Below are 24,214 nucleotides of genomic sequence, written 5' to 3'. Positions count from 1 at the left end.
TTTGATAGCACGGTAATAGCAGGTACGAGCCGGTCGGACAGTGGCTGGGCTTGTTCACACTGACGGAAGACGGGACGCTGGTCGGCCGAAAAGCATGGACAAAAGGCCACTACCGACGCCGAGGGCCCCTTCACTACTCTGAAGGGGCCCAGTGAGACGGTGCACGCGGATCATCAGATGGACGAAGCCCGGGGGGATACGGGCCCATCGACAGAGGATCTGACAAGAGGCGGTGGCATCAGCCGCCGCCTCTTCTGCGTCTGAGGGGAGCGTAACCCGAACGCGTTCTGAACGCCACCGGAACCATCTTCCGGGGCATGGCCGCCTAGCAGAGATGAGCGGCGGGGTTATCGCAGGGCAGAGTCCATCGCTCCTCCTGGGCCCATCCTGCTATCGGGGACGGACACCTCATCCTCGATGTGCTGCTTGAACTGCACGATGGCGTTGTACCGTTCCGATCAGCGCCCCGGGCCGATCGGAAACCACCGACGGGTTCTCCGACTCGGACGGTGTGCAGAGGACCGACGCCGACGTTTTACTTGATGGGCTCGGCTAGGGTCGATGGCTCGCGTGGAGGGCCGGACGTCAGCGCCTTTAAGCCTGATTACGTCAAGTTTGAGATGAACGCGTTTGATGGGCGTCACCTTGGTGGTGGGTTTGGCTCTGATGGGTACCATCGCCACACTGGAGGCTTCTTCGGCCCCCATGGTCGTGGGCGCCGCTGAGCAGGCCACTGGGGAGTCGTTGAACGGACCGTGATTTCCACCGCCCCCTCATGGTGGGTCTGATTGATGTGCCTTTACTGGACCTCGGGGGGCGTCAGAGCCAGTCGACTGCGCCTGAGCCGCCAATTGACGAGGTGGATGAGCAGATTTCGAGGAGAGCATGATGCAGGCCCTTGTTCGGATTTCCCACGCTCCGCGCAACGTCGGAGTTGTGGACGTGTGCGAGCGGCAGCCTGGCCCGGGCGAGGTCCGGGTGGCCGTGTCGCTGTGCGGTCTGTGCGGCTCGGATGCGCATGTCTACCGCGCCGATGCAGGTTATAAATGGGTTGCACCGGCCACCGTGCTCGGCCATGAGGCGGTGGGGGTCATCACGGCGGTCGGCAGCGGAACACCTGACTGGCTGATAGCGGGCCTGCGGGTAGTGCCGATGTCTTTGGCCGGCTGCGGCGCCTGCAGCATCTGCGCACGTGGGCTGCCGCAGGTCTGCCCGCAGCGCCGGACGCTGGGTCTCAGCGTGCCTGGAGCAGCTGCGGGCAGTTGCATCGTTCCTTGGCACTGCCTGGTTCCAGTCCCCGATGCACTGCCGGATGCGACGGCGGTGTTGACCGAACCAGCGTCGGTCGCTTGGCGCGCTGCTGTCAGCATTGGAAGCGCCGGCCAGGGCGACCGCGTGGTCGTGTCCGGCACCGGCGCCATCGGACTGCTCGCGGCCCTGGCCGCGCAACACCAGGGCGCGGACGTGACGGTACTGGGCCGTGCCGGCCCTTCAGCCGCAGCGAAAATGGCACTGGCAGACAGGCTGGGCCTGTCCATTACTTCATCCCGGCCGGCCCCGCAATCAGTGGACCTTTGGATCGAAGCATCCGGCTCACCTGCCCAATTGGACGCTGGAATCGAGGCCCTGCGGCCCGGTGGCAGGCTCATCCCCGTCGCCCTGTATGCGCAGCATCCGAACTTCGACATCAACCGGGCCGTGCGCAAGGAAATCACTGTGCTGTTCAGCTATGCCTCCACACGCACGGACTACGAACAGACTCTGCAGTTCCTCATATCCCGGCAGCTACTGGGTGAGGAACTCGTCAGCGTCTTTCCTATGTCTGAGGCGACCGAAGCACTCCGGCTCACTGCAGAGGGAGGCCGGACGCCTGACGGTCGCCCCCTGATCAAGGTTGCCATCGCCCCCGCACGCCCCTGACTCTCCAATGGTCTGGTAACGCGCCTGATGCCCACTGGCGGGGCTACCAGTAGTGGCTCATCAGTGGCGGCAGACCATGCCCTGTCGGTGGCCTCTGGAACATTGCCTCGATCCCCTGGGCGCCGTGAGGAGTTGGGATTGGTTGGGGACGATTTTGCCTGGTGCGATTCTGGTTCATCGTCCTCTCGGGTGGGGTCTCCCTTGGCTGTCGGCTGGCTTGATCGACGCTTCCGTTGTACGTCCGACTTCGAGGCCAATCGAGCCGTACATCCGAGCGCCCCCACCCTTTCCTATGCAATGGATCCCAAGCGGGCCATATGCCGCCCAAAATCCACACCCAGGCTTGCCATTGGATCCAACTGCTGTCACGCTGTTGTGATACAACTCACCGAGCAGACTCAAGTCTGAGGGGAATCCATGAGCTATCAAGCGCCGGATACGGCCGTCGCCGCGAGTGCGTCCAAGAAGAAGTCAATGATCGCCGCCACGGCCGGCAACATTCTGGAGTGGTACGAGTGGAGCGCCTACGCGGTGTTCGCCCCGTTCATCGCTCAGGTCGTCTTCGAGCCCAGCTCCACGGCCGCCGGAATCTTGGCCACCTTCGGCGTCTTCGCCGTCAGCTTCCTCTTCCGCCCCCTCGGCGGCATCCTCTTCGGCTGGCTGGCAGACCGAAAGGGGCGCAAGTTCGTCCTGGTCTTCACGATGCTGATGATGGCCGGTGGCAGTCTCATCATCGGGATCATGCCGACCTACCACACCGCTGGCGTGTGGTCGGCCGTGATCTTGCTAGCGGCCCGGGTCATTCAGGGATTCGCTCATGGCGGGGAATCGGCCACCTCGACCACTTACGTGGCGGAGATCGCCCCGCCCGCGCGTCGAGGGCTGTGGTCCTCCGTGGTGCATATCGCGATCGTCGGCGGCTCGGTCTTGGCGTACGGGCTCGGGGCAGTGATCACTACCACCTTCGGCGATCAGGCCGTGCTCGACTGGGCTTGGCGTGTTCCGTTCCTGATTGGTGCCGTGGCTGCCTTGGGAGTGCTCTACCTGCGCAGGCACATGGATGAATCCGATGTCTTCGAGGACGACACCTCCGTCGAGAACTCCTCCGGGCAGGTGCCGGAGAAGATCTCGGCCCCGGCCTGGGGCCGCCGACGGACGGTCCTCGTGGCCGTGCGCATGATCCTGTTCACCGCGGGGATTACCGCCGTGCACTACACATGGAGCAGCTACATTTCCACCTACGCCATCTCCTCCCAGGGCATGGATCCCAGCACGGCTTACTGGGTGAGCCTGGTGGCCCAGTGCATCGTCCTGGTCAGCCTGCCGCTGTTCGGCATGCTCTCCGACCGCATTGGACGCCGGCCCCAGGTGCTGGTCTTCGCCGTGGCCTCGGCCATCCTGGTGATGCCCTTGACCGCGATGGTCGGTGATGTCTGGTGGACCCTGCTGGTACCTCAGACCGTGGCACTGTGCCTGTGGGCGTTGGCGTCCTCCATCTTCGCCGCGATGCAGGCGGAGAACTTCCCGACACATATGCGCACCCGGGGCATCGGATTCGCCTACTCGATGGGTGTGGCGGTCTTCGGTGGCACCGCCCCCTATCTGAACCAGTTGTTCGTGGGCTGGGGCACCGAATGGGTGTTCCACGTCTACATCATGGTGCTCTGCCTGTTCACGCTCCTCACCACCTTGATGATGCGAGAGACCCGTGGCATCGACCTGCGCGACGTCGATGCCGTGCCGGCAAACCACGCGCCGGCGCCTGCGGGAGCCGAGCGGGAGATCGACGTCAGCGTCTGAGCCCGGCACGAAAGCGGGGCGGGGACCGATCGGTCCCCGCCCCGCTTTCGTGTTTCCAGGTGTGCTCCAGAGGCCTCTACGGCTTCCAGAGCAGCACCTCAGCATCTGCTTCGTAGGCCTTGCCCTGGGGAAAGGACACCAGCTCGAACTGCATGCCCCACGGGGAGAGGAAGTACACCCACCGCTGCCCAGTGCTGGCCCCCGAGCTGGCGGTCGGCTCTCCCAGGACCTGGATGCCATGGTCCTTTAGGTACGCCACGGCCTCATCGAGGTCCTCGACGTAGAAGGCGATGTGATGGCCGCCGACGTCACTGTTGCGCGGCTGCTCGAGGCGCTGGTCGGGGGCCTCGTAGTGGAACACCTCGAAGTTGGTCCCGTTGAAACACCGGTAGAAGCGGATCTGGTGCATCACCGCCTCCGGGTGAAGGTTGAGCTTCGTGCTCATCAGCTCCGGATTCCGGGGATAGGGCCCCAGGGAGTAGACATGGTCACAGCCGATGACCTCGACCAGGAACTCGTGGGCCTGGTCGATGTCGGGCACGGTGAAACCGATGTGGTCGGTCCCGGTGATGCCCGGTAGGCCGCGCCGCATCGTCTGCGCTGGCGTGTGGGTCGTCTCGCTCATGGTCTGTCCTCCATCGAGGTGGGCTTAGCGGTCAAAGATTTCGGGGTGGTTGAGCAAGGACAGCCTCGTTTTGCGGATGTGCATCCCCAACAGCTCCTCGGCGGACCTACGGTCTCGATGCTGGATGGTGGCCACCAACAGGCGGTGCTCGAGGTGGGTCTCCCCCAGGCCTTCGGATCCGATCAACTGGACGTAGGCGCGGCGGTAGTGCTGAGTGGTGTTCCACAGCCGCTCGACCATCTCCAGCAAGGTGGACATGCCGGCAGCCTGAAAGCTGAGCAGGTGGAACTGGCGGTCCAGTTCAACAAAATCATCCACCGCCTCCGCGCTCTCCATCTGGGTGGTCAGCGCGCCCAGCTGCTCGATGGTCTCCGGCGTGATCTGCTCGATGGCTTGGCCTAAGGCCAGGGGCTCAACCCGTTCCCGGATCAAGTAGGTCTCCTGGCACTCGGCCAAGTTCATGGAGCTCACCCACGCGCCGGTGGAGGCCACCAGCGTCACCAGGCCATGGGATTCCAAGATGCGCAGGGCTTCCCGGATCGGCAGCCGACTGACGCCGAACTCCTCGGCGATCTGCTCCTGACGGATCCGTGTCCCCGGTGCCAGTTCCCCGGCCAGCACGCGCCGCCTCAACTCATCGGCGATGCGCTGGCTGGCCGCACCGGACTTCTTCAACATCCCAGCTCCTGTCGTCATGGATCCCTCCAGCATAGAAACTCACCCAATGGATCCCTTCGGGGGGATAACGACGCATTTACCCCGACGTTCAGCTTGTATTGGATCCAATCTATCAGTAGTGTGAGGCGAAGCACATCCATTTCTGCCACTCTTACGCGCCACGGGGAGCCCCTATGTCCACGAGCACGCCACTGACCTACTCGACGGAGTGCACCGAGCTGCGCACGACTCGAGATGATTGGGACGCCGCGGCGCCCGAATTGCTCGAATCCATGCTGGTGCAGATGCACACGGTGCGGATCTTCGAGGAGGTCGTGTTGCAGTTGGCCGGGGAAGGGTTGGTCCACGGACCGGCCCATTCCAGCATCGGCCAGGAAGGAGCGGCGGTCGGCTCCGTGCTGGCCCTGCGCGAGGCCGACGGGGTCAACGGCACCCACCGCGGTCATCACCAGTTCCTGGCCAAGGGCCTGTCCTTCCTGTGCCCGGAGGGCATGAGCATCGTGGACGGCGTCAAGGACGATCAGATCGTCGAGTTCATCCACCGCACCATGTCCGAGATCCTGGGACTGAAGGCCGGGTTCAGCGGAGGCCGGGGCGGGTCGATGCACCTGCAGTGGCTGCAGGCCGGGGCGTTAGGCACCAATGCCATCGTGGGCGGAGGGGTGCCCCTGGCGGCGGGTAACGCCTGGGCCCAGCGTCATGACGCCGAGGTCATCGACGGCTCCGGGGCTGCGCAGGACATGGGCGTGACGGTCACCTACTTCGGGGACGGGGCCTCCAATATCGGCTCCACCCTGGAGACGTTCAACCTGGCCGCGGCCTGGGATCTGCCGCTGTGCTTTTTCATCGAGAACAACCTCTATGCGGTGTCCACCCACGTCTCCGACGTCACCGGCGATCCCCGGCTGGCCGCCCGCGGTCCCGGCTTCGGGATCCGCTCCTGGCGGGTCGATGGCATGGACCCGCTGGCGGTGTACCTGGCGCAACGGGCCGCCGTCGAGCACATGCGCGCCGGCCGCGGTGCCACCCTCATCGAGGCCGAGACCTACCGCTACTTCCACCAGAACGGCCCCTTCCCCGGCAGCGCTTTCGGCTACCGCAGCAAGGAAGAGGAGAAGCAGTGGCGTGATCGGGATCCGCTGCACAAGGTCGCCGAGGAGATGATGCGTCGGAAGCTGCTCACCGAGGACCAGCTGCAGGACCTGCGCGCCCGGATCACCGCGGTCATCACCCAGGTCGTCGAGGGCATCACCGAGAAGGACCCGGCCAGCGCCAAGGGTGCCCGCCGCATCCATCCGGCACTGTGGCCGGACCCGGCCACCGTCGATGAGGGGCTGCGGATGGATCCGGTCCTCTGCGGAGAGGTCCTGGAGGACAGTGCCCAACCCGCCACGACGCAGCGCCGCTTCGTGGACGCCATCGCCGATGTCCTGGACCGCCGGATGGCCACCGACCCAGGCGTCGTGATCCTCGGAGAAGACGTGCACCGACTCAAGGGCGGCACCAACGGCGCCACCCGCGGGCTCAAGGATTCTTACCCCGACCGGGTGCTGGGCACCCCCATCAGCGAAAACGCCTTCGCGGGCCTGGGCGGCGGGTTGTCCATGACCGGACGCTACAAGCCGATCGTGGAGTTCATGTACTCGGATTTCCTATGGGTGGCCGCCGACCAGATCTTCAACCAGATCGGCAAGGCCCGCCACATGTTCGGCGGCCAATCCGGGATGCCCGTGGTGCTGCGCTCCAAGGTCGCCATGGGCGCCGGCTACGGCTCCCAGCACTCCATGGACCCGGCCGGGATCTTCGCCACCAACCCGGGATGGCGCATCGTCGCCCCCGCCACCCCGCGGGACTACATCGGGCTGATGAACACCGCCCTGGACCTGCAGGACCCCGTCCTGGTGCTCGAACACGTGGACCTCTACGCGGTCAAGGGCGAGATCCCCGAGGCGGACCTGGACTACCGGCTACCCGTCGGCAAGGCCGCCGTGCGCCGCACCGGTCAAGACGTCACCGTGCTGAGCTACCTCAACATGGTGGACCTCTCGCTGCAGGCCGCCGAGCAGCGCGCTGACCTGGACGCCGAGGTCATCGACCTGCGCTGGCTCGACCGGGCCTCCCTGGACTGGGACACCATCGGGGCGTCCATCGCCAAGACCAACAACGTCCTGATCGTCGAACAAGGCGCCTCTGGAACGTCCTACGGCGGGTGGCTGGCCGACGAGATCCAGCGCCGGTACTTCGACCACCTCGACCAGCCGATCCAGCGAGTCACCGGACACGAGGCCGCCCCCAGCATCTCCAAGGTCCTGGAGGCCGCGGCCAACGCCGACCTGGACGACGTCCTGGCCGGCTTCGACGAAGTCGCCCGCCACCTCGGCCTTTCCTGACCCCGCCCCCTCGAAGGACGCAACCCACCATGGCAACCATCATCACCATGCCGGCCGTCGTGGCCGACGCCACCGAAGCCGCCCTGCAGAACTGGCTGGTCTCCGTCGGGGACATCATCACCTCCGGTCAGCCCATCGCCGAGATCGAGACCGAGAAGGCCACCGTCGAGCTCGAGGCCGAAGCCGCCGGCACCGTCGGTCGGCTGCTCATCGACCCGGGCACCTCCGTGGCGGTTGGCGAGCCCATCGCCGTGCTCGCCGAACCCGGCGAGGATGAGGCGGCCATCGACCGGCAGATCGTCGCCGCCGGAGGGGCTACCGACAGTGCCGCCCAGCAACCGGTCCCCCACGACAGCGAGGCGCCGACCACCCACCGGGACGTTCGCGAAAACACCGTGGACGTCACCACGGAGCAGGACTCCGAGGCTCCGACTTCCGGGTCCCGGGTGTTCAGCTCACCGCTTGCGCGCAAGCTGGCCAAGGACCTCGGCGTGGAGGTCACCGCCCTGAACGGCTCCGGGCCTAGCGGGCGGATTCTGCGTCGCGACGTCGAAGCCGCCGCCGCCCAAGCCCCAGCCCAGGGGGTGGCCGCGGGAGCAGCTGCCCCGGTGCGGACGCCCTCCCCCGTTCCGCCGGCGATCCCGGCCGAGGACGATTTCCAGGATGTCCCGCTGTCCGGGATGCGCCGGGCCATTGCCCGCCGACTGACCGAGTCCAAGACCACCGTCCCCCACTTCTACGTCTCCGTCGATGTCGAGATGGATGCCCTGCTGGCCCTGCGGCGTCAGGTCAATGACGCCCTGGCCGCGACCGAGCAGAAGGCCACCGTCAACGACCTGCTCCTCAAGGCCCTCGGCGGGGCCCTGAGTGAGGTGCCGGCGGCCAACGCGACCTGGCAGGGCGACAGCATTCGGCACTACACCAGCGTGAACGTCTCCGTGGCCATCGCCACCGAGGACGGGCTGCTGACCCCGGTGGTCCGCGGGCTTCAGAACCTCTCCCTCAGCTCCCTGTGCCGGACCATGACCGACTACAAGCAACGGGCCAGCACCAGCCAGATCCGGCAACAGGAACTGGAGGGAGGCTCGTTCAGCCTGACCAACCTGGGCATGTTCGGCACCCGGGAGTTCTCCGCGATCCTCAACCCACCCCAGGCCGGGATCCTGGCCGTCGGGACCGCCGAACAGCGCCCAGTGGTCCGCGACGGAGAACTGGCCGTGGCCACCGTCATGAGCTGCACCCTCTCGGCAGACCACCGCGTGATCGACGGAGCCGTGGCCGCCCAACTGCTGGCTGCCTTCCAACGGCGCATCGAACACCCCATGAGCATCCTGCTCTGATGCGACGCGGCCTGACCGCATGCCTCCGTCCACCCCATGTGATCCCCAGGAGAGAACAATGACCGTCACCGAGAACCGACCCGTCATGGCCATCACCGGAGGCGCCTCCGGTATCGGTTTCGCCACGGCCCGGCTGTGGATAGAACGCGGTGGCACCGCCGTGCTGCTGGACTTCAACGAGGCCGTACTGCAGGCGGGCCTGGAACAACTCGGTGAACACGCCCGAGGCGTGGTGACCAACGTGACCGACCGGGCCAGCGTGGACGACGCCTTCGCCTCCATCCAGGAAACCGAGGGCCGGCTCGATGCCCTGGTCAACTGTGCCGGCAACTCCCGCCCGGTGCCCAGCGCGACCATGACCGACGAGGACTGGGAAGCGCTGATCGCCGTGCACCTGTCCGGATCGATGCGTACCTGCCGGGCCGCCCATCCCCTATTAACCGCCCAGGACACCGGGGCGATCGTCAACCTCTCCTCGGTCGCCGGCAAGACCGGCATGCCCCAACGCGCCAGCTACACCACAGCCAAGGCGGGATTAGACGGCCTCACCCGGACCCTGGCCGTGGAGTGGGCCCAGGACGGCATCCGGGTCAACGCCGTCGGCCCCGGCTATACCCGCACACCCTTCACCGACCAGCTCATCACCGAAGGCAAGCTCGACCCCGCCCCCATCGAGGCGCGCGTGCCGATGCGACGCTTCGCCGAACCGAAGGAGATCGCCGAAGCCATCGTGTTCCTGTGCGCTCCGGGCTCCTCCTACATCACCGGCCACACCCTCATGGTCGACGGCGGCATGACCATCGACGGCAACTGGTACCAGTGAATAATCACCACCCCCGGCACACGGAAAAGACACCTCATGACCTACGACTTCTCGAACAAGACCGTGCTGATCACCGGCGCCGCCGGAGGCATCGGCAAAGAATGCGCCCGACTGTTCCTCGACGATGGCGCCCAGCTGATCCTCGTGGACCTGGAACCCAACGCGCTGCGTGAAGTCGCGGACGCCCTGGGCGCACCAGAGCGGATCACGACCGTGGCCGGTGACCTCACCGACCAAAACGTGCTCAACGAGGTCCGCGCCACCGTGGAAATCGCCGGCGGACTGGACGCTCTCGTCCCGGCCGCCGGCATCTACCGGGACCGCGACGTCGAGTCCATGAGCATCCAGGAATGGCGACAGACGATGTCGATCAATCTCGACTCCGTCTTCCAGCTCACCCAAGCAGTACTGCCCCACCTGCACGATCACGCAGCCATCGTGAACTTCGCCTCCCTGGCCGGATCCCGCGGCAGCCGCAACCACGCCCACTACGCCGCAACCAAGGCCGCCCTGGTGGCCTTCGGCCGCAGCCTCGCCCTGGAGATCGGGCATCGCGGCATCCGCGTCAACGCCGTGGCCCCAGGCATCATCCGCACCCAGATGACCGACACCCTCGTGACGACCAACGGCGAACTCCTCCTGCAACAGACCCCGCTGGGACGGCACGGAACGGCACAGGAGGTAGCCACCGTGGTGACCTTCCTGTGCTCCGAAGCGGCGTCCTTCGTCAACGGGGAACTGATCCAAGTCAACGGCGGCCTCTACATGACCGGCTGACGACCATCCATCTCGGTAGCCACGCTCGACAACGGGACCACATCAACCCGAACTCACCCGCCGCATGGGCCGTCTTCCCGTTAGGACAACGGTTGGTTCTGGTCCTGCTTCGCTCCGGCGGGTCCCATGCGGCACGTTCACACTTCTCCAGCCGGCCTCATCCCACATCCACGAGAAAGGCCGAGGTGAACACTGAAACCCCTCAGTATCCGTGGCAGTGACTACATTCTCGCGACCCGTATTGACCATCACCGACGCTCATCACGAAAGAAACGTCATGCCCCCCCAGACCCCAGCTGCGCCCCCCGCAGCCCTCGCGCCAGACGCGGGACAACTCAAAAACGCACGCAATGCCGCTGCCTCGGGCTTCGTCGGCACCACGCTCGAGTACTACGACTTCTACATCTTCGCGACGGCAGCCGCACTGTACCTGCAACCGCTCTTCTTCCCCGCTGAAGGTGGCGCCGGCCAGATCCTCGCCCTCGCAACGGTCGGTGTTTCCTACGTCACGCGCCCCCTCGGAGCAGTCATGTGGGGATGGCTCGGCGATGTTGTCGGCCGTAAGAAGGCGCTGATGGCATGCATCGTACTCATGGGCGTCGCAACGTTCATCATCGGCCTTGTCCCCACCTATGCAACCATCGGGATCTGGGCCCCAATCATCATCGTCCTGATGCGCCTGCTCCAGGGCCTCTCGGCAGGTGGCGAATCGCCGGGCTCGGCCTCGCTCTCCATGGAGACAGCCCCAGACCACCGACGTGGCTTCTACGCCAGCTGGACGATCGCAGGCGCCACCGCTGGCCTCGTGCTCTCCTCGGCCATCTTCATCCCACTGAACCTGCTGCCCGAAGAATTCATGCTGAGCTTCGGCTGGCGCATCCCCTTCCTGCTCAGCATCCTCGTGACCGTCGTAACGGTCTTCATGCGGGCACGACTGCAAGAGCCTGAGGTCTTCGAAGAAGTCAAGGAACATCGTGAGACTGTCAAGGTCCCGCTGTTCTACCTGTTGAAGAACTACCCGTTGCAGATGCTGCGAGTGGCCGGCATGGCACTGTTCCTGCTCATGGTCGGCCTGTTCAGCACTTTCTCCCTTGCTTACGGCACCCAGGTCGCGGGCATCTCGAACAGTGAGATGCTCGCCCTGATCACGGTGTCCAACTTGGGCACTCTCGTAATGGTCCCCATCCTCGGACATCTCTCCGACAAAGTTGGACGCAAGCCAGTATTCGTCAGCGGTTGTATCGGGATGATCGTGTTAGTCATCGCGTATTTCGGGGCCCTTGCTCATGCCGGACCCGGCAACACCTGGCTGGTGTGGATCCTGGGCATTCTGCTGATGTCCTTCGCATACGCGGCAGCAAACGGCATCTACCCGGTCTACTTCCCGGAGCAGTTCCCCGCTCAGGTCCGATACAGCGGGATGGCGATCAGCCTCATGCTCGGCCTGGTGATCGCAGGCTTCTCGCCCGCCATCGCCCAGACGATCAACGGAGAGACGAACAACTGGATCGGTGTCTCTCTCTTCGCAGCCGGAGGTATAGCCATCTCCGCCCTGTGCGCGCTGTTCAGCCCCGAGACCGCGAAGACTCCAACCACTGAACTCGGAGCGAAGAAGAAGTAACAGCATCAAGGAACACCAGGATCTCCCTGCCCCCGCAGATCCAGCCAGCCACCATGGCTGGATTCGTCACCTGCGCAGCAAACGCCGGCGTCTTCGTGTCGGATGGGATCAACAGATGCTATTGATCTGCAGTCCCTCACCGCATGGCATTGCCCCTAACGTGAAGCGGTCCTCCTGGAGGTGCGGGGGCTGACAGAGGGCCCCAGCCACTGCCTGGGCTGGGGCCCTCGCCGTACCCACAGCGGGACGGGCGCCCGCAGACTGGCAGACTGACAGGGGCACGCTCAGCGCCATGGTCCGGCTCGAGGGCGGTCACCCGTCCGGTGCCCACAGCCCCGAAGGAGTCCGCCACGAACCGCTCGCCAGCACTGCGCCCCGCCCTGCCCTGGGTCATCGCGGGCATCGTCGTCCTCGCCCTGAACCTGCGCGCCCCCATCATCGCGCCGACCGCGGTGCTCGGTCCGATCCAGGCCGACACCTCACTCAACGCCGTCGGCGCCGGCCTGCTGACCGGCCTGCCGGTCCTGATCTTCGCCCTGGCCACCCCGCTGGCCACCCGATGGATCCGCCGCTTCGGCCCCGAGGTGGTCGTCCTGCTCTGCCTGTCCGGTGTGCTCGCGGGCACCGTCATCCGCTCCACGGGTCCGGCCTGGGTGGTGCTGGCCGGGACGGCGGTCATCGGCGTCGCGATCACCCTGGGCAATATCGCCGTGCCGGTGATCATCCGGCGGGACGTGCCCTGGCGCCAGGTGTCCCTGGCCACCGGCGCGTACTCGGCGGCCATGAACGTGGGTTCCATGCTCACGTTGTTGGTCACAGCGCCCCTGGCCGAGGCCGTGGGCTGGCGCTGGGCGATCGCGGCCTGGGCGGTCCTCACCGCCATCGGGCTGGTCTACTGGCTGTGGTGGTCCCGGCGCCTGCGCACCCGGGCCACCGCTGCCCCGGAGCCTGGCCCCACCGACGCGCCCCCGGCCACCTCCGCGGACGGCGTCCGGGACACCCCGACGCCGGCAGGCGCCTCCGCGACCAGTTCCGCCCCGGCCACGGGGGCGGTGCCGGGCCCGGGCGCCGGCCGGCCCCGCTTCCGGCTGATCATCGTCCTGCTCACCGTGGCCTTCTGCGGGCAGTCCGGGGCCTACTACGCCACCACCACCTGGCTGCCGACCCTGCTGAGTGATGCCATGGGGTTGGCCGCGGGAGCCTCGGGGGCCACGGCGTCGCTGTTCCAGGTGGCGGCGATCGTGGGGGCCTTCGGGGTGCCGGTGCTCACGCTCCGGGCCCGTGGGCTCTGGGTCCCGGTGGCCGTGATGGGAGTGCTCTGGATCATCCTGCCACTGGGCCTGCTCCTGGCCCCGGAGGCCTACGTGCTGTGGTCCATCATCGGCGGCATCGCCCAGGGCGGTGGGTTCACCGCCATCTTCTCCATCATCGCCCGGGTGGCCGTCACCGACGCAGAGGCCGCTTCCGGTTCGGCGTGGGTGCAGACCGGTGGTTACCTGGTCGCCACGATCACTCCGCCCCTGGCCGGTTGGCTGAATGCGACCTCTGGTGGCTGGACCGCTCCCCTGCTGCTGGTGCTGGTCCTGACCGTCATGTTCTGCACCGGTGGTCTCCTGGCTGCGAGGCTGGCCCAGCGACCGTCGTGAACCCGGCGGGCACGGGAGCCTCCGTGTGTCTTTTTCGCGGCGGCCCTGCACAGTGCAGCCATTCTTAGCTGACATTCTTGGGTCTCCCCGCGACAAAGTCCGCGGACGCCTCCTGAGTTCCGTGCCGCCAACTTTTGACCGACAGCGACCGTCCCAGTTCCTTGGAACCGGGACACTCCCCCGGTCATGCCCCGGTGTGGCTTTGGAGGGAGGGCGTTGGCGGCGCCCCTATCAACGGAGCGGTGTCCATGCGGGCCCGTAAGCCTGATTACGTCAGGCCAACAGTAGAGGATCAACCCTGTGCGAAGTTCGCACACGGTTAGGAACCGGTCGCGCTGCTGGGTGTGGTGGTGAGGCCGATGGTCTCAGTAGCCGGTGAAGGCGGGGAGGAACTGGACGAAGACGGAGCCGGCGACGGCGACGTAGGCGACGGCGATGAGGGTCCCGGCCCAGCCGGTGGCGAACCGGACCACCACCGGCGGGGCGGGAATCACGCCGCGAGCCAGGTTGCGGGTGGTGAGCAGGATGAACAGCGGTATCATGGCCGCCCAGACGATCATGCAGTACAGGCACAGGATGTAGATCTCGTACAGGGCCTGGAACCACAGCCAGGCCACGAAGGCCATCCCGAGGGTGACCCCGGCCTGCAACCCGGCCCAGTACCAGCGGCCGGGCTGAGCCCCGGAGAGCACCACCATCGCGGTGGCCAGCACCACGGCGAAGGCCACGATGCCGATCAGCGGGTTCGGGAAGCCAAACAACTCGGACTGCCAGGTGCCCATCACCCGCCCGCAGGACACCCACGGGTTGATGTCACAACTGGTGGTGTGACCGGGGTCTTCGTACAGGGCCAGGCGCTCGAGAACCAGGATCGCCGAGGCCACCCAGCCGACCACCCCGGTGGCCAGCAGGACCAGACCGAACGGGCGGTGCCGGGCAAGAGCCGGCATCCCCGCCTCCTCGGAGGCCGGTTCGGCGCCGGTCGGGGGTTCGGCGGGGTACTCGGCGGTGGTCGACACGGGCGAGTGGGTGTCGGGGGCAGGGGTGCTCACGGGGCGGCTCAGTTGCTTGCGGCCGCGTCGAGTTCGGCGCGGAACTGCTCGAGGGTGTTCAGGGTGAGCAGCTGCCCGTCCAGGAAGAAGGTCGGGGTGCCCTGCACGCCCAGGGCGATCCCGTCGGCCACGTCGGCCTCGATGCGGGCGCGGGTGGCCGGGTCGGCCACCGCGGCATCGTAGGCGGCCATGTCCAGGCCCAACTCCTCGGCGTAGCCGCGGAACACCGGGCTGCGGTCCTCAGCGCTGTGGCTCCACTGCTCCTGGGTCTCGAACATCCGCTGGTACATCGCTTCGTACGCCTCCTGCTGGGCGGCGGCCTCCACGGCGACGGCGGCGGTCATCGAGTTCGGGTGCCCGGGCAGCGGGAAGTAGCGGTGCACGACGGTCACCGTGTCGGCGTATTCGGCCCGCAGTTCCTCCACGACCGGGTAGGCGGCCTTGCAGCCCTCGCACTCGAAGTCCAGGAACTCCACCAGCACGGCCTGCTCGTTCGGGGCCTGGGACAGCACCCGGCTGTCCGGGCGCACCACCGGAGCGGCCTGCGAGGCCGCGGTCTGCCCGGACCCGGAGGAGGCGGTCTGTCCGGCCTGCGCCGGGGCGGTGTCCGGGGTGGACTGGGCCCGGGCGGCGAAGAAGGCCACCACCCCGACCAGCACCAGGGCGGCCAGCACGGCCCAGACGATGACTTTGGCCTTCTTTGAAGTTCGGGGGGGATTGCCGGTGGGTGTGCTCATGCGGGGCTCCGTTTGGTCTCTAACGGCGGTGCCGTCGGAGGCGGGATCAGGGATGGGTGGGTCGAGGGTGAGGGGTGGCGGGTCAGTGGTGGTGGGTCTCGGTGTTGCGGTGGGCGGCCGGTTCGATCTGGAACGTGGAGTGCTCGATGGCCACGTGAAAGTCCTCGGCCACGCACCGCTGCAGATCGGCCAGCACGGTGCCCAGATGCTGCGCGGTCAGGCAGTCATCGCGCACGGTGACGTGGGCGGAGAGCACGGGGGTGTCGGAGTCGATGCGCGAGGCGTGCAGGTCGTGCACCTCGACCACGTGCGGCAACTGGCCCAACCGGGTGCGGACCGCTTCCAGGTCCAGGCCCCGCGGGGTGGTCTCCATGAGCACCTCGATGGTGTCGCGCAGCAGGATCAGGGACCGGGGCACGATCAGCGCGGCGATCAGCAGCGACACCACCGCATCGGCCCGACTCCAGCCGGTGGTGGCGATCACGATCGCCGAGACGATGACCGCGACCGAGCCCAGGGCGTCGTTGAGCACCTCCAGGAACGCGGCCTTCATGTTCAGGTTCTGCCCCCGGGACGAGGCCAGGATCGCCAGGCCGATCAGGTTGCCGGCCAGCCCGATCACCCCGAACCAGAACATGGTGGTGGATTCGACCTCGGGCGGGTCCAGGAGCCGGCGCACGCCCTCCACGGCCACGAAGCCGCCCACGGCCAGCAGCACCGCCGCCTGCGCGGCCGCGGCGAGGATCTCGGCCCGCTGGTACCCCCAGGTGCGCTTGTCCGTGGCCGGTCTCAGCGCCAGGGACGCGGCGATCAGGGCGATCAGCAGCCCGGCGGAGTCGGTGAACATGTGCCCGGCGTCGGCCAGCAGCGCCAGGCTGCCCGAGGCCAGCGCGCCGATGATCTCGGCGACCATGATCGTGGCGGTGATACCGAAGACCACGGCCAGCCGGCCCCGCCGGCCCGGCCCCGGCGGGGCATGGGAATGATCGTGTCCGCTCACACCAGCATCTCTTCCACTCGATCGATCATCAGCGCACCCCCACCCGCCCGTCCCCGGGGAGGCGGAGGGCAGGCTCAGTCCCGGCAGCAAACACAGTCTGCGCGGCACTCTGTCGACAGGGGGCCGGGAGTCAGGGTGCTCATGCGCAGGTGCACCCCTGGGCGGAGCAGCAGTCCGGGTCGATGGCCACGGTCAGCTCCAGCAGCTCCCCCAGGGCCTGGCCCAGCCGGGGGTCGGCCAGGGTGTACCAGACGTTGCGGCCCTCGACGGTGGTGGTCACCAGCCCGCAGCCACGCAGGCAGGCCAGCTGGTTGGACATCACCTGCTTGGACACCCCCAGATCCTGAGCCAGCTGGGAGGGCCGGGCCGGCCCGGTGCGCAGGGTCAGCAAAATCCGGGTCCGGGTGTCGTCCGAGAGTGCATGGCCCAGCCGGGACAACGCCGAGGCGTGCGTGAGGGTCGCGGTGCTCATACCCAAAACCGTACAGCATCGCGTGTACCGTCGCCGGGAGTTGCCGGTGGCGACCGGGTGTCGAAGCGGGCATGGCCAGGGGCTGTTACGGCTCTGGCGCGGGGTCGGGTGTCGGGTGCCACATCGTCCCCAGCAGCAGGGCGATCACCCCGGTGGTGACGAAGACGTCGGCGAGGTTGAAGGTGGGGAACCAGCTGGTGTGCAGATAGTCCACCACCCCGGTTCCGTCGAGGCGGTCGAGGAAATTGCCCAGGGCCCCGCCGAGCAACACGGCGCCCCCGGCACGAGAGAGCGCGCTCAGGGTGGACACCGAGGACCACAGGTACCAGAGCAGCCCGGCGATGATCAGCCCCGTAGCGGCGATGATCACCCACGAGGGCAGGGTCGCACCCAGGCTGAATGCCACCCCGGGATTGTAGTAGAGGCGCAGGTTGACCGGCCCCAGATCCACCGTCTCCCCGCCCGAGAGCGCGGCGACCGCGGCCGCCTTGACCACCAGGTCCACTGCGGCCAGCACGAGCGCCGTCACGAGCAGGGAGATCCTGGCTCGCCGCCCGCCGCGGGCTTGGGTGCCGACCGGGCGGGTCGGGGCAGCGCTCATGCGGCCGGCTCCCCGGCCGCTGTGGGCCGAGCCAACCCACGCCGGCGCAGCACCGCAGCCCCGTTGCTTTTGATCGTCATGGCACGATATTAGCGCAATAATGGGTGATCCCGGCGGTGGCGCCCCCGCCGACCGCCACCCATGGCGCCCCGGGGACACCTGCCCTGACGGCCTCGGGACGTGACATGCCAAAACAGACCCTGCGCTTGCTGCTCGAGGCGCGCGCCGCCCGCAAGGGCGGCCCCCAGGCCCTGGTGCGCCGGCAACGGGACCGCCTGGCGGCGATGGTGGCGCACGCCCGGACCTGCTCCCCGTACTACCGCCGCCGCTACCAGGGGCTGCCCGAGCGCATCACCGACCCCCAGGTGTTGCCAAGCACCACCAAGGCCGAGCTGATGGCCCACTTCGACGAGTGGGTGACCGACCCGGCCCTCACCCTGGCCGGCGTCCAGGCCTTCGTGGCCGATCCCGCCCTGATCGGCCACCGGCTGCTGGGCCGCTACACCGTGGCCACCAGCTCGGGCACCACCGGGGTCCGGGGGCTGTACCTGCTCGATGACCGGTCCATGGCCGTGACCGCCGCGATGGCCGGGCGGATGCTCCACGACTGGCTCACCCCGACCGACCTAGTGCGCATCCTCACCCGGGGTGGGCGCTTGGCCGTGGTGGCCGCCACCGGCGCGCACTTCGCGTCCGGGGCAGTCACCGCGGGGCTGCGCCGGGGGCCGGCCGCCGCCCGCATCGGCGTGTTCTCGGTGCACGACCCCTTACCGCAACTGGTGGAACAGCTCAACGCCTTCGGCCCGGCCGTGCTGGCCCCCTATGCCGCCGCCGGGGAACTACTGGCCGCCGAACAGCAAGCGGGGCGGTTGGACATCCATCCGGTCCTGGTAGTGCTCGCGGCCGAGGGGCTGGCCGAGGGCGGATACGCCCGCATCTCCGAGGCCTTCGGAGCCACGGTGCGCCACAGCTACGCCGCCACCGAATGCCCGTTCCTGAGCTACAGCTGCACCGAGGACTGGCTGCATGTCAACAGTGACTGGGTGCTGCTCGAGCCGGTCGACGCCGACTACGAGCCCGTGCCCGACGGGCAGCCCTCGCACACCGTGTTGGTGAGCAACCTGGCCAACCGCGTCCAGCCGATCCTGCGTTACGACCTCGGCGACAGCGTGCTGGTCCGCCCCGACCCCTGCCCCTGCGCCAACCCGTTGCCGGCCCTGCGGGTCCAGGGCCGCGCCGCCGACCTGCTGCCCTTCTCCCGCCTCGACGGCACCACCGCCACGCTCACCCCGCTGACCCTGAGCTCGGCCCTGGACCGCGTCCCCGATGTGCAGCAGTCCCAAATCCTCCAGACCGGCCCGGCCAGCCTCGCTGTGCGCCTGCGCCCGATGCCCGGCACGGACCCCATCCGGGCAGGCCAGACAGCCTGCGACCAGCTCAGGCGCGTGCTGGCCGACCAGGGGCTGGCACACGTGCGGGTGACCCTCGACCCTGAGCCCCCTCAGCTGTCCGCCGGAGGCAAACTGCGCACCGTCATCCCCTGGAAGCCGTCCTGACGGCACGCCCCCCACCGGGCCCCGCCGCGCCGCGGGGCACCGGACCGGTCACCGCTCGAACGGGGACACGGGGCGGCTGACCGCGTTGTTATGATCGGTGGATGGCGATGATCTCTGACGGTGCCGAGCCCAACCTGGATCCGGCCGCGGCCCTGTTCCATTCCCTGGGGGACCCCAAGCGCCTGGCCATCGTGCAACGGATGGCCCAGGGGGAGGTCCGCGTCGGGGACCTGGCCGGGGAACTGGGCCTGGCCCAGTCCACCGTCTCGGCTCACGTGGCCTGCCTGCGTGACTGTGGGCTCGTGCAGGGCCGCCCCCAGGGGCGCAGCGTCTACTACTCCCTGGCCCGCCCCGAACTGATGGACCTGCTCGCTGCCGCCGAGGCCCTCCTGACTGCCACCGGCAGTGCGGTGGACCTGTGCCCGAGCTACGGCATTGCCGCCCGGCAGCACCGCCAGGACCACGCCGCCACCCCGTGATTACCACCGACCCAGGTGTACGGCGTCCGCCGCAGTGAAACCCCTGCGGTGGGCAGCCCGTCCCACCGGTGGACCCCACCCCCCCGATCTCTGGAGTTTGCCCGTCGTGCCCCGTACCGTCACCCTGCCCCCCTCGATGACGAGGTCCGGGGCCGTTCTCCGCCAGCGCGTCCACGGTGTCTGTGCCGGCCCGATGGACCGCACCGCAGGACGGGGGGCGGTGTGAGCATCGGAAATTACTTCGCCGAGATGGTGAACTCCGGGGCGCTGCTCATCGCCGCCCCGCTGGCCATGATCGCCGGGATCGTCTCATTTTTGTCCCCGTGCATCCTGCCGCTGGTGCCCGGCTACCTCGGCTACGTCTCCGGGCTGGCCAACCCCACCCACCCGGACAACCGCCGCCGGGTACTGACCGGGGTCGGGCTGTTCATCCTGGGCTTCGCCGCGGTCTTCACCCTCTACGGGGCGGCGTTCGGCACCATCGGGCACTGGCTGGTGCGCTGGCAGGACCCGATGATCCGCATCCTGGGCGTGCTGGTCATCGTCATGGGCCTGGTCATGGTCGGCAAGTTCTCCCTCTTCCAGCGCACCGTCAAGCCCACTCTGGCCCCGCGGACCGGCCTGGCCGGGGCCCCGCTGCTCGGGGTGGTCTTCGGCCTGGGCTGGACCCCCTGCATGGGTCCGACCCTGAGCGCCGTGCTGGCGCTGAGCACCACCACCGGCGACCCCTGGCGCGGAGCGCTGCTGGGTTTTGTCTACTGCCTGGGCTTGGGCATCCCCTTCTTGCTGGCCGCGGCCGGCATCAACTGGGTCACCACCGCGCTGAGTTACATCCGCCGCAACATCCGGGTGTTCAACATCATCGGCGGCTCGCTGCTCGTGCTGGTCGGTGTCCTGATGGTCTCCGGGCTGTGGATGCTGTGGATGTACCAGTTGCAGAACCTAGCCGGCACCTTCACCACCCCCGTCTAAAACCAGAAACCCCGCCCCACCAGTTCGGTTACTGAGGAGTGACCGGGCCGATGGGGCGGGGATGAGCGGGCCGTGCGTGGCCCGGGGGGAACTGACGCGGTCAGAGGCCGAAGGCCCCGCCGCTGACCAGGATGAAGACACCCAGGCCGATCAGCACGATGGGGAACAGGATGTGCTCCCAGCGTTCCAACACCTCGGCGATCGGGCGGCGAGTGGCCACGAACTTGGCCAGGCCCACCAGCCCCGCCACCAGCACCAGGAACACGACGCAGTAGGCGACCACGGCGCCCGGGCCCACGCTGAGGAAGACCGGGACGTAGACGCCGATATTGTCCCCGCCGTTGGCGAAGGTCACCCCGGCCACGGTCCAGGCGGCGACGTTCTTGCCCTCGATCTTGGCCTCGTCGTCATCGTCGTCATCCCCGCGCCACCCCTGCCAGGCGGCCCACAGCCCCAGGCCCAGGGGGATAAGCCCGAAGTAGGGGATGACCTCCGGGGGCAGGAATGCCTCGGCGCCCAGCGACACGAGCACGGCCGCGCCCAGGATGCCGACGAAGCCGAGGTATTGGCCGACCAGGATCCGGGCGGTGGTCCCGCGCTGGCCGGCGCCGCGGCCGAAGAACAGGGAGAGCACGATGATGTCGTCGATGTTCGTGACCAAAAACAGGCCGATCGCCTGCAGGATCGAGGACAGGATCACGCCCGCACCCCCGGTCGGCAGCAGCCGGGCACGGAGCACGCCGGGTCCAGGCAGGGGGCGCTCTCATCCACCGCGAGGGTGATATCGACCAGGGCGGTCAGCGCCCGCGCCAGGTGCGGATCGGCGATCTCATACCGGGTCTGGCGGCCCTCGGACACGGCGACCGCGATCCCGCAGTCCCGCAGACAGGCCAGATGGTTCGACACGTTCGAGCGCGTCAGCCCTAGGTCCCGGGCCAGCTGCGCCGGGTAGGCCGGGTGCTCCAGCAAAGTCAGCAGTATCCGGGACCGGGTGGGGTCGGCCATCGCCCGCCCCAACCGGTTCATCACATCCACACGGGAATCAATAGTCAGCATGTACTGAACTATACAGCGGTTGCTGTCCTTACCCCGCGCCCGACATGCGCGCCCAGAGCGCCGACATCCACCGGCCACCGGATCAGTGGGGCGGTGAACGACTGGCCTGACGGTGGTCCACCGGGCGACGACGGGCGGGGCGGGCGCTGCCGGTTGCCCCGGTCAGCTGTCCGCTGGCGGTCGGGGGCGACCGGCAGGCCCGCCCTGAGGGGGGGCTGCCCTGGCTACGTCGCCGGCACCCGTTCGGTGAGCGTGGCGGCGCTGTGGGCCGGCCGTGCGGAGGGCAGACGCGGGGTCCGGGCCGCGCGCAGGCCGTTGGCGATCACGATCACTTCGGCCACCTCGTGGACCAGCACGACGGCCGCCAGGCCCAGCACCCCGGTGATGGCCAGCGGCAGCAGGGTGATGATGATCAGCAGCGACAAGACGATGTTCTGGTTGATGATCGCCCGGCCGCGGCGGGCATGGGCCAGGGCCTGCGGGATCAGCCGCAGGTCGTGGCCGGTGAAGGCGACGTCCGCGGACTCGATCGCGGCATCGGAGCCGGTGGCGCCCATCGCGATCCCCACGCTCGCCCCGGCCAGGGCCGGGGCGTCGTTGATGCCGTCACCGATCATGGCCGTGGGCCGGGTGCGGGCCAGCTCGGCCACGATGCGGGCCTTGTCCTCGGGCCGGAGCTCGGCGCGCACATCCTCGATGCCGGCAAGGCGCCCGAGGGAGTGCGCGGTCCGGGCGTTGTCCCCGGTGAGCATGGTGATGTGCACCCCGTGCCGGTCCAGGGTACGGATAACCTCGGGGACCTCGGGGCGCAGCTCGTCGCGGACCCCGATCGCGCCCACGACCGTGCCGTCGCGGGTCACCAGCACGCAGGTCTGTCCGTCCGCTTCCAGAGATTCCACTCGGGGTCCGAGCGCCCCGGGGGCGATCCACCGGGGGCTGCCGACCGTGATCGCATGCCCGGCGACCGTTCCGGTGAGGCCGTGACCGGCCTGTTCGGACACAGCCTGGGCCGCAGTCGCGGTGGGGGCCGCGGCGGTGATGGCTGCCGCCAGGGGGTGGGTGCTGTGCTGCTCGAGCGCCGCCCCCCAGGCCAGGACCTGGTCCTCGGCGATGCCGGGGGCGGTGATGACGGCGGTCACGGTCGGCTCGTTGCGGGTCAGGGTCCCGGTCTTGTCCACCGCCAGGTGCCGGATGCCGCCGAGACGTTCGAAGGCGGCACCGGACTTGATGATCACCCCGAACTTGCTCCCCGCGCCGATCGCGGAGACCACGGTCACCGGCACCGCGATGGCCAGCGCGCACGGCGAGGCGGCCACCAGCACCACCAGCGCCCGGGTGATCCACAGCTCCGGGTCTCCGACCAGCGAGCCGATCACCCCGACCAGCACCGCCAGGATCATCACCCCGGGCACCAGCGGCCGGGCGATCCGGTCCGCCAGCCGGGCCCGGTCCCCCTTCTGCGCCTGGGCCTGTTCGACCAGCTCCACGATCGTGGTCAACGAGTTGTCCGTCCCGCCCGCGGTGGTCTGGATCTGCAGGGCCCCGGCGGTGTTGATCGCCCCGGCCGACACCGCATCCCCCGGTTCGACTTCCACCGGGATCGACTCCCCGGTGATCGCCGAGGTGTCCAGGCTGCTGTGCCCGCTCCGCACCAGGCCATCCGTGGCGACCCGTTCCCCGGGCCGCACCAGCAGCACCTGACCGACCGTGAGTTCTCTGGCCGGGATCTGCACCGGCGCACCATCGCGCAGCACCGTCGCGGTCTCCGGTACCAGCTTCAGCAGGGCGCGCAGCCCGCCGCGGGCCCGGTCCATCGCCTTGTCCTCCAGGGCCTCGGCGATCGAGTACAAAAACGCCAGCGCCGCGGCCTCCTCGACATAGCCCAGGATCACTGCCCCGACCGCACTAATCGTCATCAGCAGTCCGATGCCGAGCTTGCCCTTCGTGACCAGCCCGCGCACCGCCCCGGGCACGAACGTGGACGCGCCCAGCACCAACCCGATCCAGAACACGACCAGCGCGGCCGTCGGGGCGGCGGACCACTCCAGCACCAGGCCGGTCAGGAACGCGACACCGGAGAACACCGGGATCAGGATGCTCCGGTCACGCCACCACGGGGTCTCCGCCTCCTCCGCCTCGTTGCTAGCTGCCGGCTTCGTGGAGGGCTCGTCGCAGCCACACGCCGAACTCACAACGCGCCCCCCTGCCCGGAGCAGCACCCGGGAACGGCGCAGGCCGGGTCCAGGCACGGCACGGTCTCATCGACCGCGAGGGTCACCTCTACCAACACGGTCAGTGCCGCAGCCAGGTGCGGATCGACGATCTCATACCGGGTCTGCCGGCCCTCCGGCTCCGCCGCGACCATCCCGCACCCGCGCAGACAGGCCAGGTGGTTCGACACATTCGTGCGCGTCAAGCCCAGGTCGCGGGCGAGTTGGGCCGGATACCCGGGCTTGTCCAACAGGGACAGCAGGATGCGCGACCGGGTGGGATCGGCCATTGCCCGACCCAACCGGTTCATCACGTCGACGCGTGAAGCAATAGTCAGCATGCGATGACTATACAGCAGGCGATGACCTGGCCGTCGTGGCCGGCGGTGAGGCTCACACCCCGGGCGCGAAGGGGTCGACCGCCTCCGCGAGCCCTCGAGAACTCGCGAGAACTCTCGG

Annotated in this window: 22 protein-coding genes; 11 read left to right on the top strand and 11 right to left on the bottom strand. The window is 68.2% G+C overall.

The annotated features are described in order from the left end of the window. Positions 1–885 precede the first annotated feature (885 nt). Together GGQ69_RS01565 and GGQ69_RS01560 are read left to right on the top strand one after the other, a co-directional pair. Complete coding sequence (locus GGQ69_RS01565) at positions 886–1,920, top strand: zinc-binding dehydrogenase (RefSeq protein WP_183523703.1); 1,035 nt, start codon at positions 886–888, stop codon at positions 1,918–1,920. A gap of 417 nt (positions 1,921–2,337) precedes the next feature. Further along, on the top strand, positions 2,338–3,720 hold the full coding sequence (locus GGQ69_RS01560) for an MFS transporter (RefSeq protein ID WP_183523700.1): 1,383 nt from the start codon (positions 2,338–2,340) through the stop codon (positions 3,718–3,720). A 76-nt stretch (positions 3,721–3,796) separates the two neighbouring features. On the opposite strand, the gene GGQ69_RS01555 is transcribed toward GGQ69_RS01560, so the two are convergent. Next, on the bottom strand, positions 3,797–4,345 hold the full coding sequence (locus GGQ69_RS01555) for a VOC family protein (RefSeq protein ID WP_255459382.1): 549 nt from the start codon (positions 4,343–4,345) through the stop codon (positions 3,797–3,799). A 24-nt stretch (positions 4,346–4,369) separates the two neighbouring features. Continuing rightward, positions 4,370–5,023, bottom strand: a complete 654-nt coding sequence (locus GGQ69_RS01550) for a GntR family transcriptional regulator (RefSeq protein ID WP_183523698.1) — start codon at positions 5,021–5,023, stop codon at positions 4,370–4,372. A 173-nt stretch (positions 5,024–5,196) separates the two neighbouring features. On the opposite strand from GGQ69_RS01550, the gene GGQ69_RS01545 reads away from it, so the two are divergent. The 6 genes from GGQ69_RS01545 to GGQ69_RS01520 all read left to right on the top strand — a co-directional run bounded on the left by GGQ69_RS01545 (position 5,197) and on the right by GGQ69_RS01520 (position 13,620). Beyond that, entirely contained in the window at positions 5,197–7,413 is a 2,217-nt protein-coding gene (locus tag GGQ69_RS01545; protein WP_183523694.1) for a thiamine pyrophosphate-dependent enzyme, read from the top strand. A gap of 29 nt (positions 7,414–7,442) precedes the next feature. Then, positions 7,443–8,753 carry a dihydrolipoamide acetyltransferase family protein gene (locus GGQ69_RS01540; RefSeq protein WP_183523691.1) on the top strand — a complete coding sequence of 437 codons (1,311 nt, stop codon included), beginning with the start codon at positions 7,443–7,445 and terminating at the stop codon, positions 8,751–8,753. A gap of 58 nt (positions 8,754–8,811) precedes the next feature. Further along, on the top strand, positions 8,812–9,576 hold the full coding sequence (locus tag GGQ69_RS01535) for an SDR family NAD(P)-dependent oxidoreductase (protein ID WP_183523688.1): 765 nt from the start codon (positions 8,812–8,814) through the stop codon (positions 9,574–9,576). A gap of 36 nt (positions 9,577–9,612) precedes the next feature. Beyond that, positions 9,613–10,353, top strand: coding sequence for an SDR family NAD(P)-dependent oxidoreductase (locus tag GGQ69_RS01530; protein ID WP_183523685.1), 741 nt, complete (start codon positions 9,613–9,615; stop codon positions 10,351–10,353). Positions 10,354–10,594: 241 nt separating this feature from the next. Then, complete coding sequence (locus tag GGQ69_RS01525) at positions 10,595–11,974, top strand: MFS transporter (protein WP_255459381.1); 1,380 nt, start codon at positions 10,595–10,597, stop codon at positions 11,972–11,974. A gap of 323 nt (positions 11,975–12,297) precedes the next feature. Then, positions 12,298–13,620, top strand: coding sequence for an MFS transporter (locus tag GGQ69_RS01520; protein WP_370577054.1), 1,323 nt, complete (start codon positions 12,298–12,300; stop codon positions 13,618–13,620). Positions 13,621–13,985: 365 nt separating this feature from the next. On the opposite strand, the gene GGQ69_RS01515 is transcribed toward GGQ69_RS01520, so the two are convergent. The 5 genes from GGQ69_RS01515 to lspA all read right to left on the bottom strand — a co-directional run bounded on the left by GGQ69_RS01515 (position 13,986) and on the right by lspA (position 17,482). Continuing rightward, complete coding sequence (locus GGQ69_RS01515; protein ID WP_221243441.1) at positions 13,986–14,570, bottom strand: vitamin K epoxide reductase family protein; 585 nt, start codon at positions 14,568–14,570, stop codon at positions 13,986–13,988. Between the two features lie 110 nt (positions 14,571–14,680). Further along, positions 14,681–15,409 carry a thioredoxin domain-containing protein gene (locus GGQ69_RS01510; RefSeq protein ID WP_183523683.1) on the bottom strand — a complete coding sequence of 243 codons (729 nt, stop codon included), beginning with the start codon at positions 15,407–15,409 and terminating at the stop codon, positions 14,681–14,683. Between the two features lie 82 nt (positions 15,410–15,491). Further along, positions 15,492–16,409 carry a cation diffusion facilitator family transporter gene (locus GGQ69_RS01505; RefSeq protein WP_183523680.1) on the bottom strand — a complete coding sequence of 306 codons (918 nt, stop codon included), beginning with the start codon at positions 16,407–16,409 and terminating at the stop codon, positions 15,492–15,494. A gap of 139 nt (positions 16,410–16,548) precedes the next feature. Further along, a complete protein-coding gene (locus tag GGQ69_RS01500) occupies positions 16,549–16,881 on the bottom strand; it encodes a helix-turn-helix transcriptional regulator (RefSeq protein ID WP_183523677.1) in 333 nt (110 codons plus the stop codon). 85 nt (positions 16,882–16,966) lie between these two features. After that, positions 16,967–17,482 (bottom strand): signal peptidase II, encoded by a 516-nt coding sequence (gene lspA / locus GGQ69_RS01495; RefSeq protein WP_183523674.1) that lies wholly within the window; start codon positions 17,480–17,482, stop codon positions 16,967–16,969. A 185-nt stretch (positions 17,483–17,667) separates the two neighbouring features. Between lspA and GGQ69_RS01490 the strand changes: the two genes are divergently transcribed. The 3 genes from GGQ69_RS01490 to GGQ69_RS01480 all read left to right on the top strand — a co-directional run bounded on the left by GGQ69_RS01490 (position 17,668) and on the right by GGQ69_RS01480 (position 20,489). Next, positions 17,668–19,038, top strand: a complete 1,371-nt coding sequence (locus GGQ69_RS01490; protein ID WP_183523671.1) for a phenylacetate--CoA ligase family protein — start codon at positions 17,668–17,670, stop codon at positions 19,036–19,038. Positions 19,039–19,139: 101 nt separating this feature from the next. Further along, entirely contained in the window at positions 19,140–19,517 is a 378-nt protein-coding gene (locus GGQ69_RS01485; RefSeq protein ID WP_183523668.1) for a helix-turn-helix transcriptional regulator, read from the top strand. Positions 19,518–19,739: 222 nt separating this feature from the next. After that, complete coding sequence (locus GGQ69_RS01480; protein ID WP_183523666.1) at positions 19,740–20,489, top strand: cytochrome c biogenesis CcdA family protein; 750 nt, start codon at positions 19,740–19,742, stop codon at positions 20,487–20,489. A 100-nt stretch (positions 20,490–20,589) separates the two neighbouring features. Here GGQ69_RS01480 and GGQ69_RS01475 read toward each other — a convergent pair whose 3' ends face one another. From GGQ69_RS01475 to GGQ69_RS01460, 4 genes are all read right to left on the bottom strand, one after another. Next, entirely contained in the window at positions 20,590–21,189 is a 600-nt protein-coding gene (locus GGQ69_RS01475) for a cadmium resistance transporter (protein ID WP_183528158.1), read from the bottom strand. Beyond that, on the bottom strand, positions 21,186–21,545 hold the full coding sequence (locus tag GGQ69_RS01470) for a helix-turn-helix transcriptional regulator (protein WP_183523664.1): 360 nt from the start codon (positions 21,543–21,545) through the stop codon (positions 21,186–21,188). The genes GGQ69_RS01475 and GGQ69_RS01470 overlap by 4 nt, the downstream gene beginning before the upstream one ends. A gap of 224 nt (positions 21,546–21,769) precedes the next feature. Continuing rightward, on the bottom strand, positions 21,770–23,737 hold the full coding sequence (locus tag GGQ69_RS01465) for a cation-translocating P-type ATPase (RefSeq protein ID WP_183523662.1): 1,968 nt from the start codon (positions 23,735–23,737) through the stop codon (positions 21,770–21,772). Beyond that, positions 23,734–24,096: a helix-turn-helix transcriptional regulator gene (locus tag GGQ69_RS01460; RefSeq protein ID WP_183523660.1), complete on the bottom strand. Its 363-nt coding sequence runs from the start codon at positions 24,094–24,096 to the stop codon at positions 23,734–23,736. Before GGQ69_RS01460 ends, GGQ69_RS01465 begins: the two co-directional genes overlap by 4 nt. Positions 24,097–24,214 lie beyond the last annotated feature (118 nt).

The organism is Micrococcus sp. TA1, assembly GCF_014199555.1.
GTDB lineage: Bacteria > Actinomycetota > Actinomycetes > Actinomycetales > Micrococcaceae > Citricoccus.
The sequence above is the reverse complement of the archived record's forward strand: the minus strand, read 5'-3'. Positions and strand labels throughout refer to the sequence as shown.

What these genes read in the sequence shown, in the direction of transcription:
- GGQ69_RS01550 (WP_183523698.1), bottom strand. Translation starts at nt 5,023, where the DNA reads ATGTTGAAGAAGTCCGGTGCGGCCAGCCAGCGCATCGCCGATGAGTTG.
- GGQ69_RS01510 (WP_183523683.1), bottom strand. Translation starts at nt 15,409, where the DNA reads ATGAGCACACCCACCGGCAATCCCCCCCGAACTTCAAAGAAGGCCAAA.
- GGQ69_RS01535 (WP_183523688.1), top strand. Translation starts at nt 8,812, where the DNA reads ATGACCGTCACCGAGAACCGACCCGTCATGGCCATCACCGGAGGCGCC.
- GGQ69_RS01490 (WP_183523671.1), top strand. Translation starts at nt 17,668, where the DNA reads ATGCCAAAACAGACCCTGCGCTTGCTGCTCGAGGCGCGCGCCGCCCGC.
- GGQ69_RS01545 (WP_183523694.1), top strand. Translation starts at nt 5,197, where the DNA reads ATGTCCACGAGCACGCCACTGACCTACTCGACGGAGTGCACCGAGCTG.
- lspA (WP_183523674.1), bottom strand. Translation starts at nt 17,482, where the DNA reads ATGAGCGCTGCCCCGACCCGCCCGGTCGGCACCCAAGCCCGCGGCGGG.
- GGQ69_RS01560 (WP_183523700.1), top strand. Translation starts at nt 2,338, where the DNA reads ATGAGCTATCAAGCGCCGGATACGGCCGTCGCCGCGAGTGCGTCCAAG.
- GGQ69_RS01530 (WP_183523685.1), top strand. Translation starts at nt 9,613, where the DNA reads ATGACCTACGACTTCTCGAACAAGACCGTGCTGATCACCGGCGCCGCC.
- GGQ69_RS01500 (WP_183523677.1), bottom strand. Translation starts at nt 16,881, where the DNA reads ATGAGCACCGCGACCCTCACGCACGCCTCGGCGTTGTCCCGGCTGGGC.
- GGQ69_RS01515 (WP_221243441.1), bottom strand. Translation starts at nt 14,570, where the DNA reads ATGCCGGCTCTTGCCCGGCACCGCCCGTTCGGTCTGGTCCTGCTGGCC.
- GGQ69_RS01485 (WP_183523668.1), top strand. Translation starts at nt 19,140, where the DNA reads ATGGCGATGATCTCTGACGGTGCCGAGCCCAACCTGGATCCGGCCGCG.
- GGQ69_RS01540 (WP_183523691.1), top strand. Translation starts at nt 7,443, where the DNA reads ATGGCAACCATCATCACCATGCCGGCCGTCGTGGCCGACGCCACCGAA.
- GGQ69_RS01565 (WP_183523703.1), top strand. Translation starts at nt 886, where the DNA reads ATGATGCAGGCCCTTGTTCGGATTTCCCACGCTCCGCGCAACGTCGGA.
- GGQ69_RS01470 (WP_183523664.1), bottom strand. Translation starts at nt 21,545, where the DNA reads ATGCTGACTATTGATTCCCGTGTGGATGTGATGAACCGGTTGGGGCGG.
- GGQ69_RS01460 (WP_183523660.1), bottom strand. Translation starts at nt 24,096, where the DNA reads ATGCTGACTATTGCTTCACGCGTCGACGTGATGAACCGGTTGGGTCGG.
- GGQ69_RS01555 (WP_255459382.1), bottom strand. Translation starts at nt 4,345, where the DNA reads ATGAGCGAGACGACCCACACGCCAGCGCAGACGATGCGGCGCGGCCTA.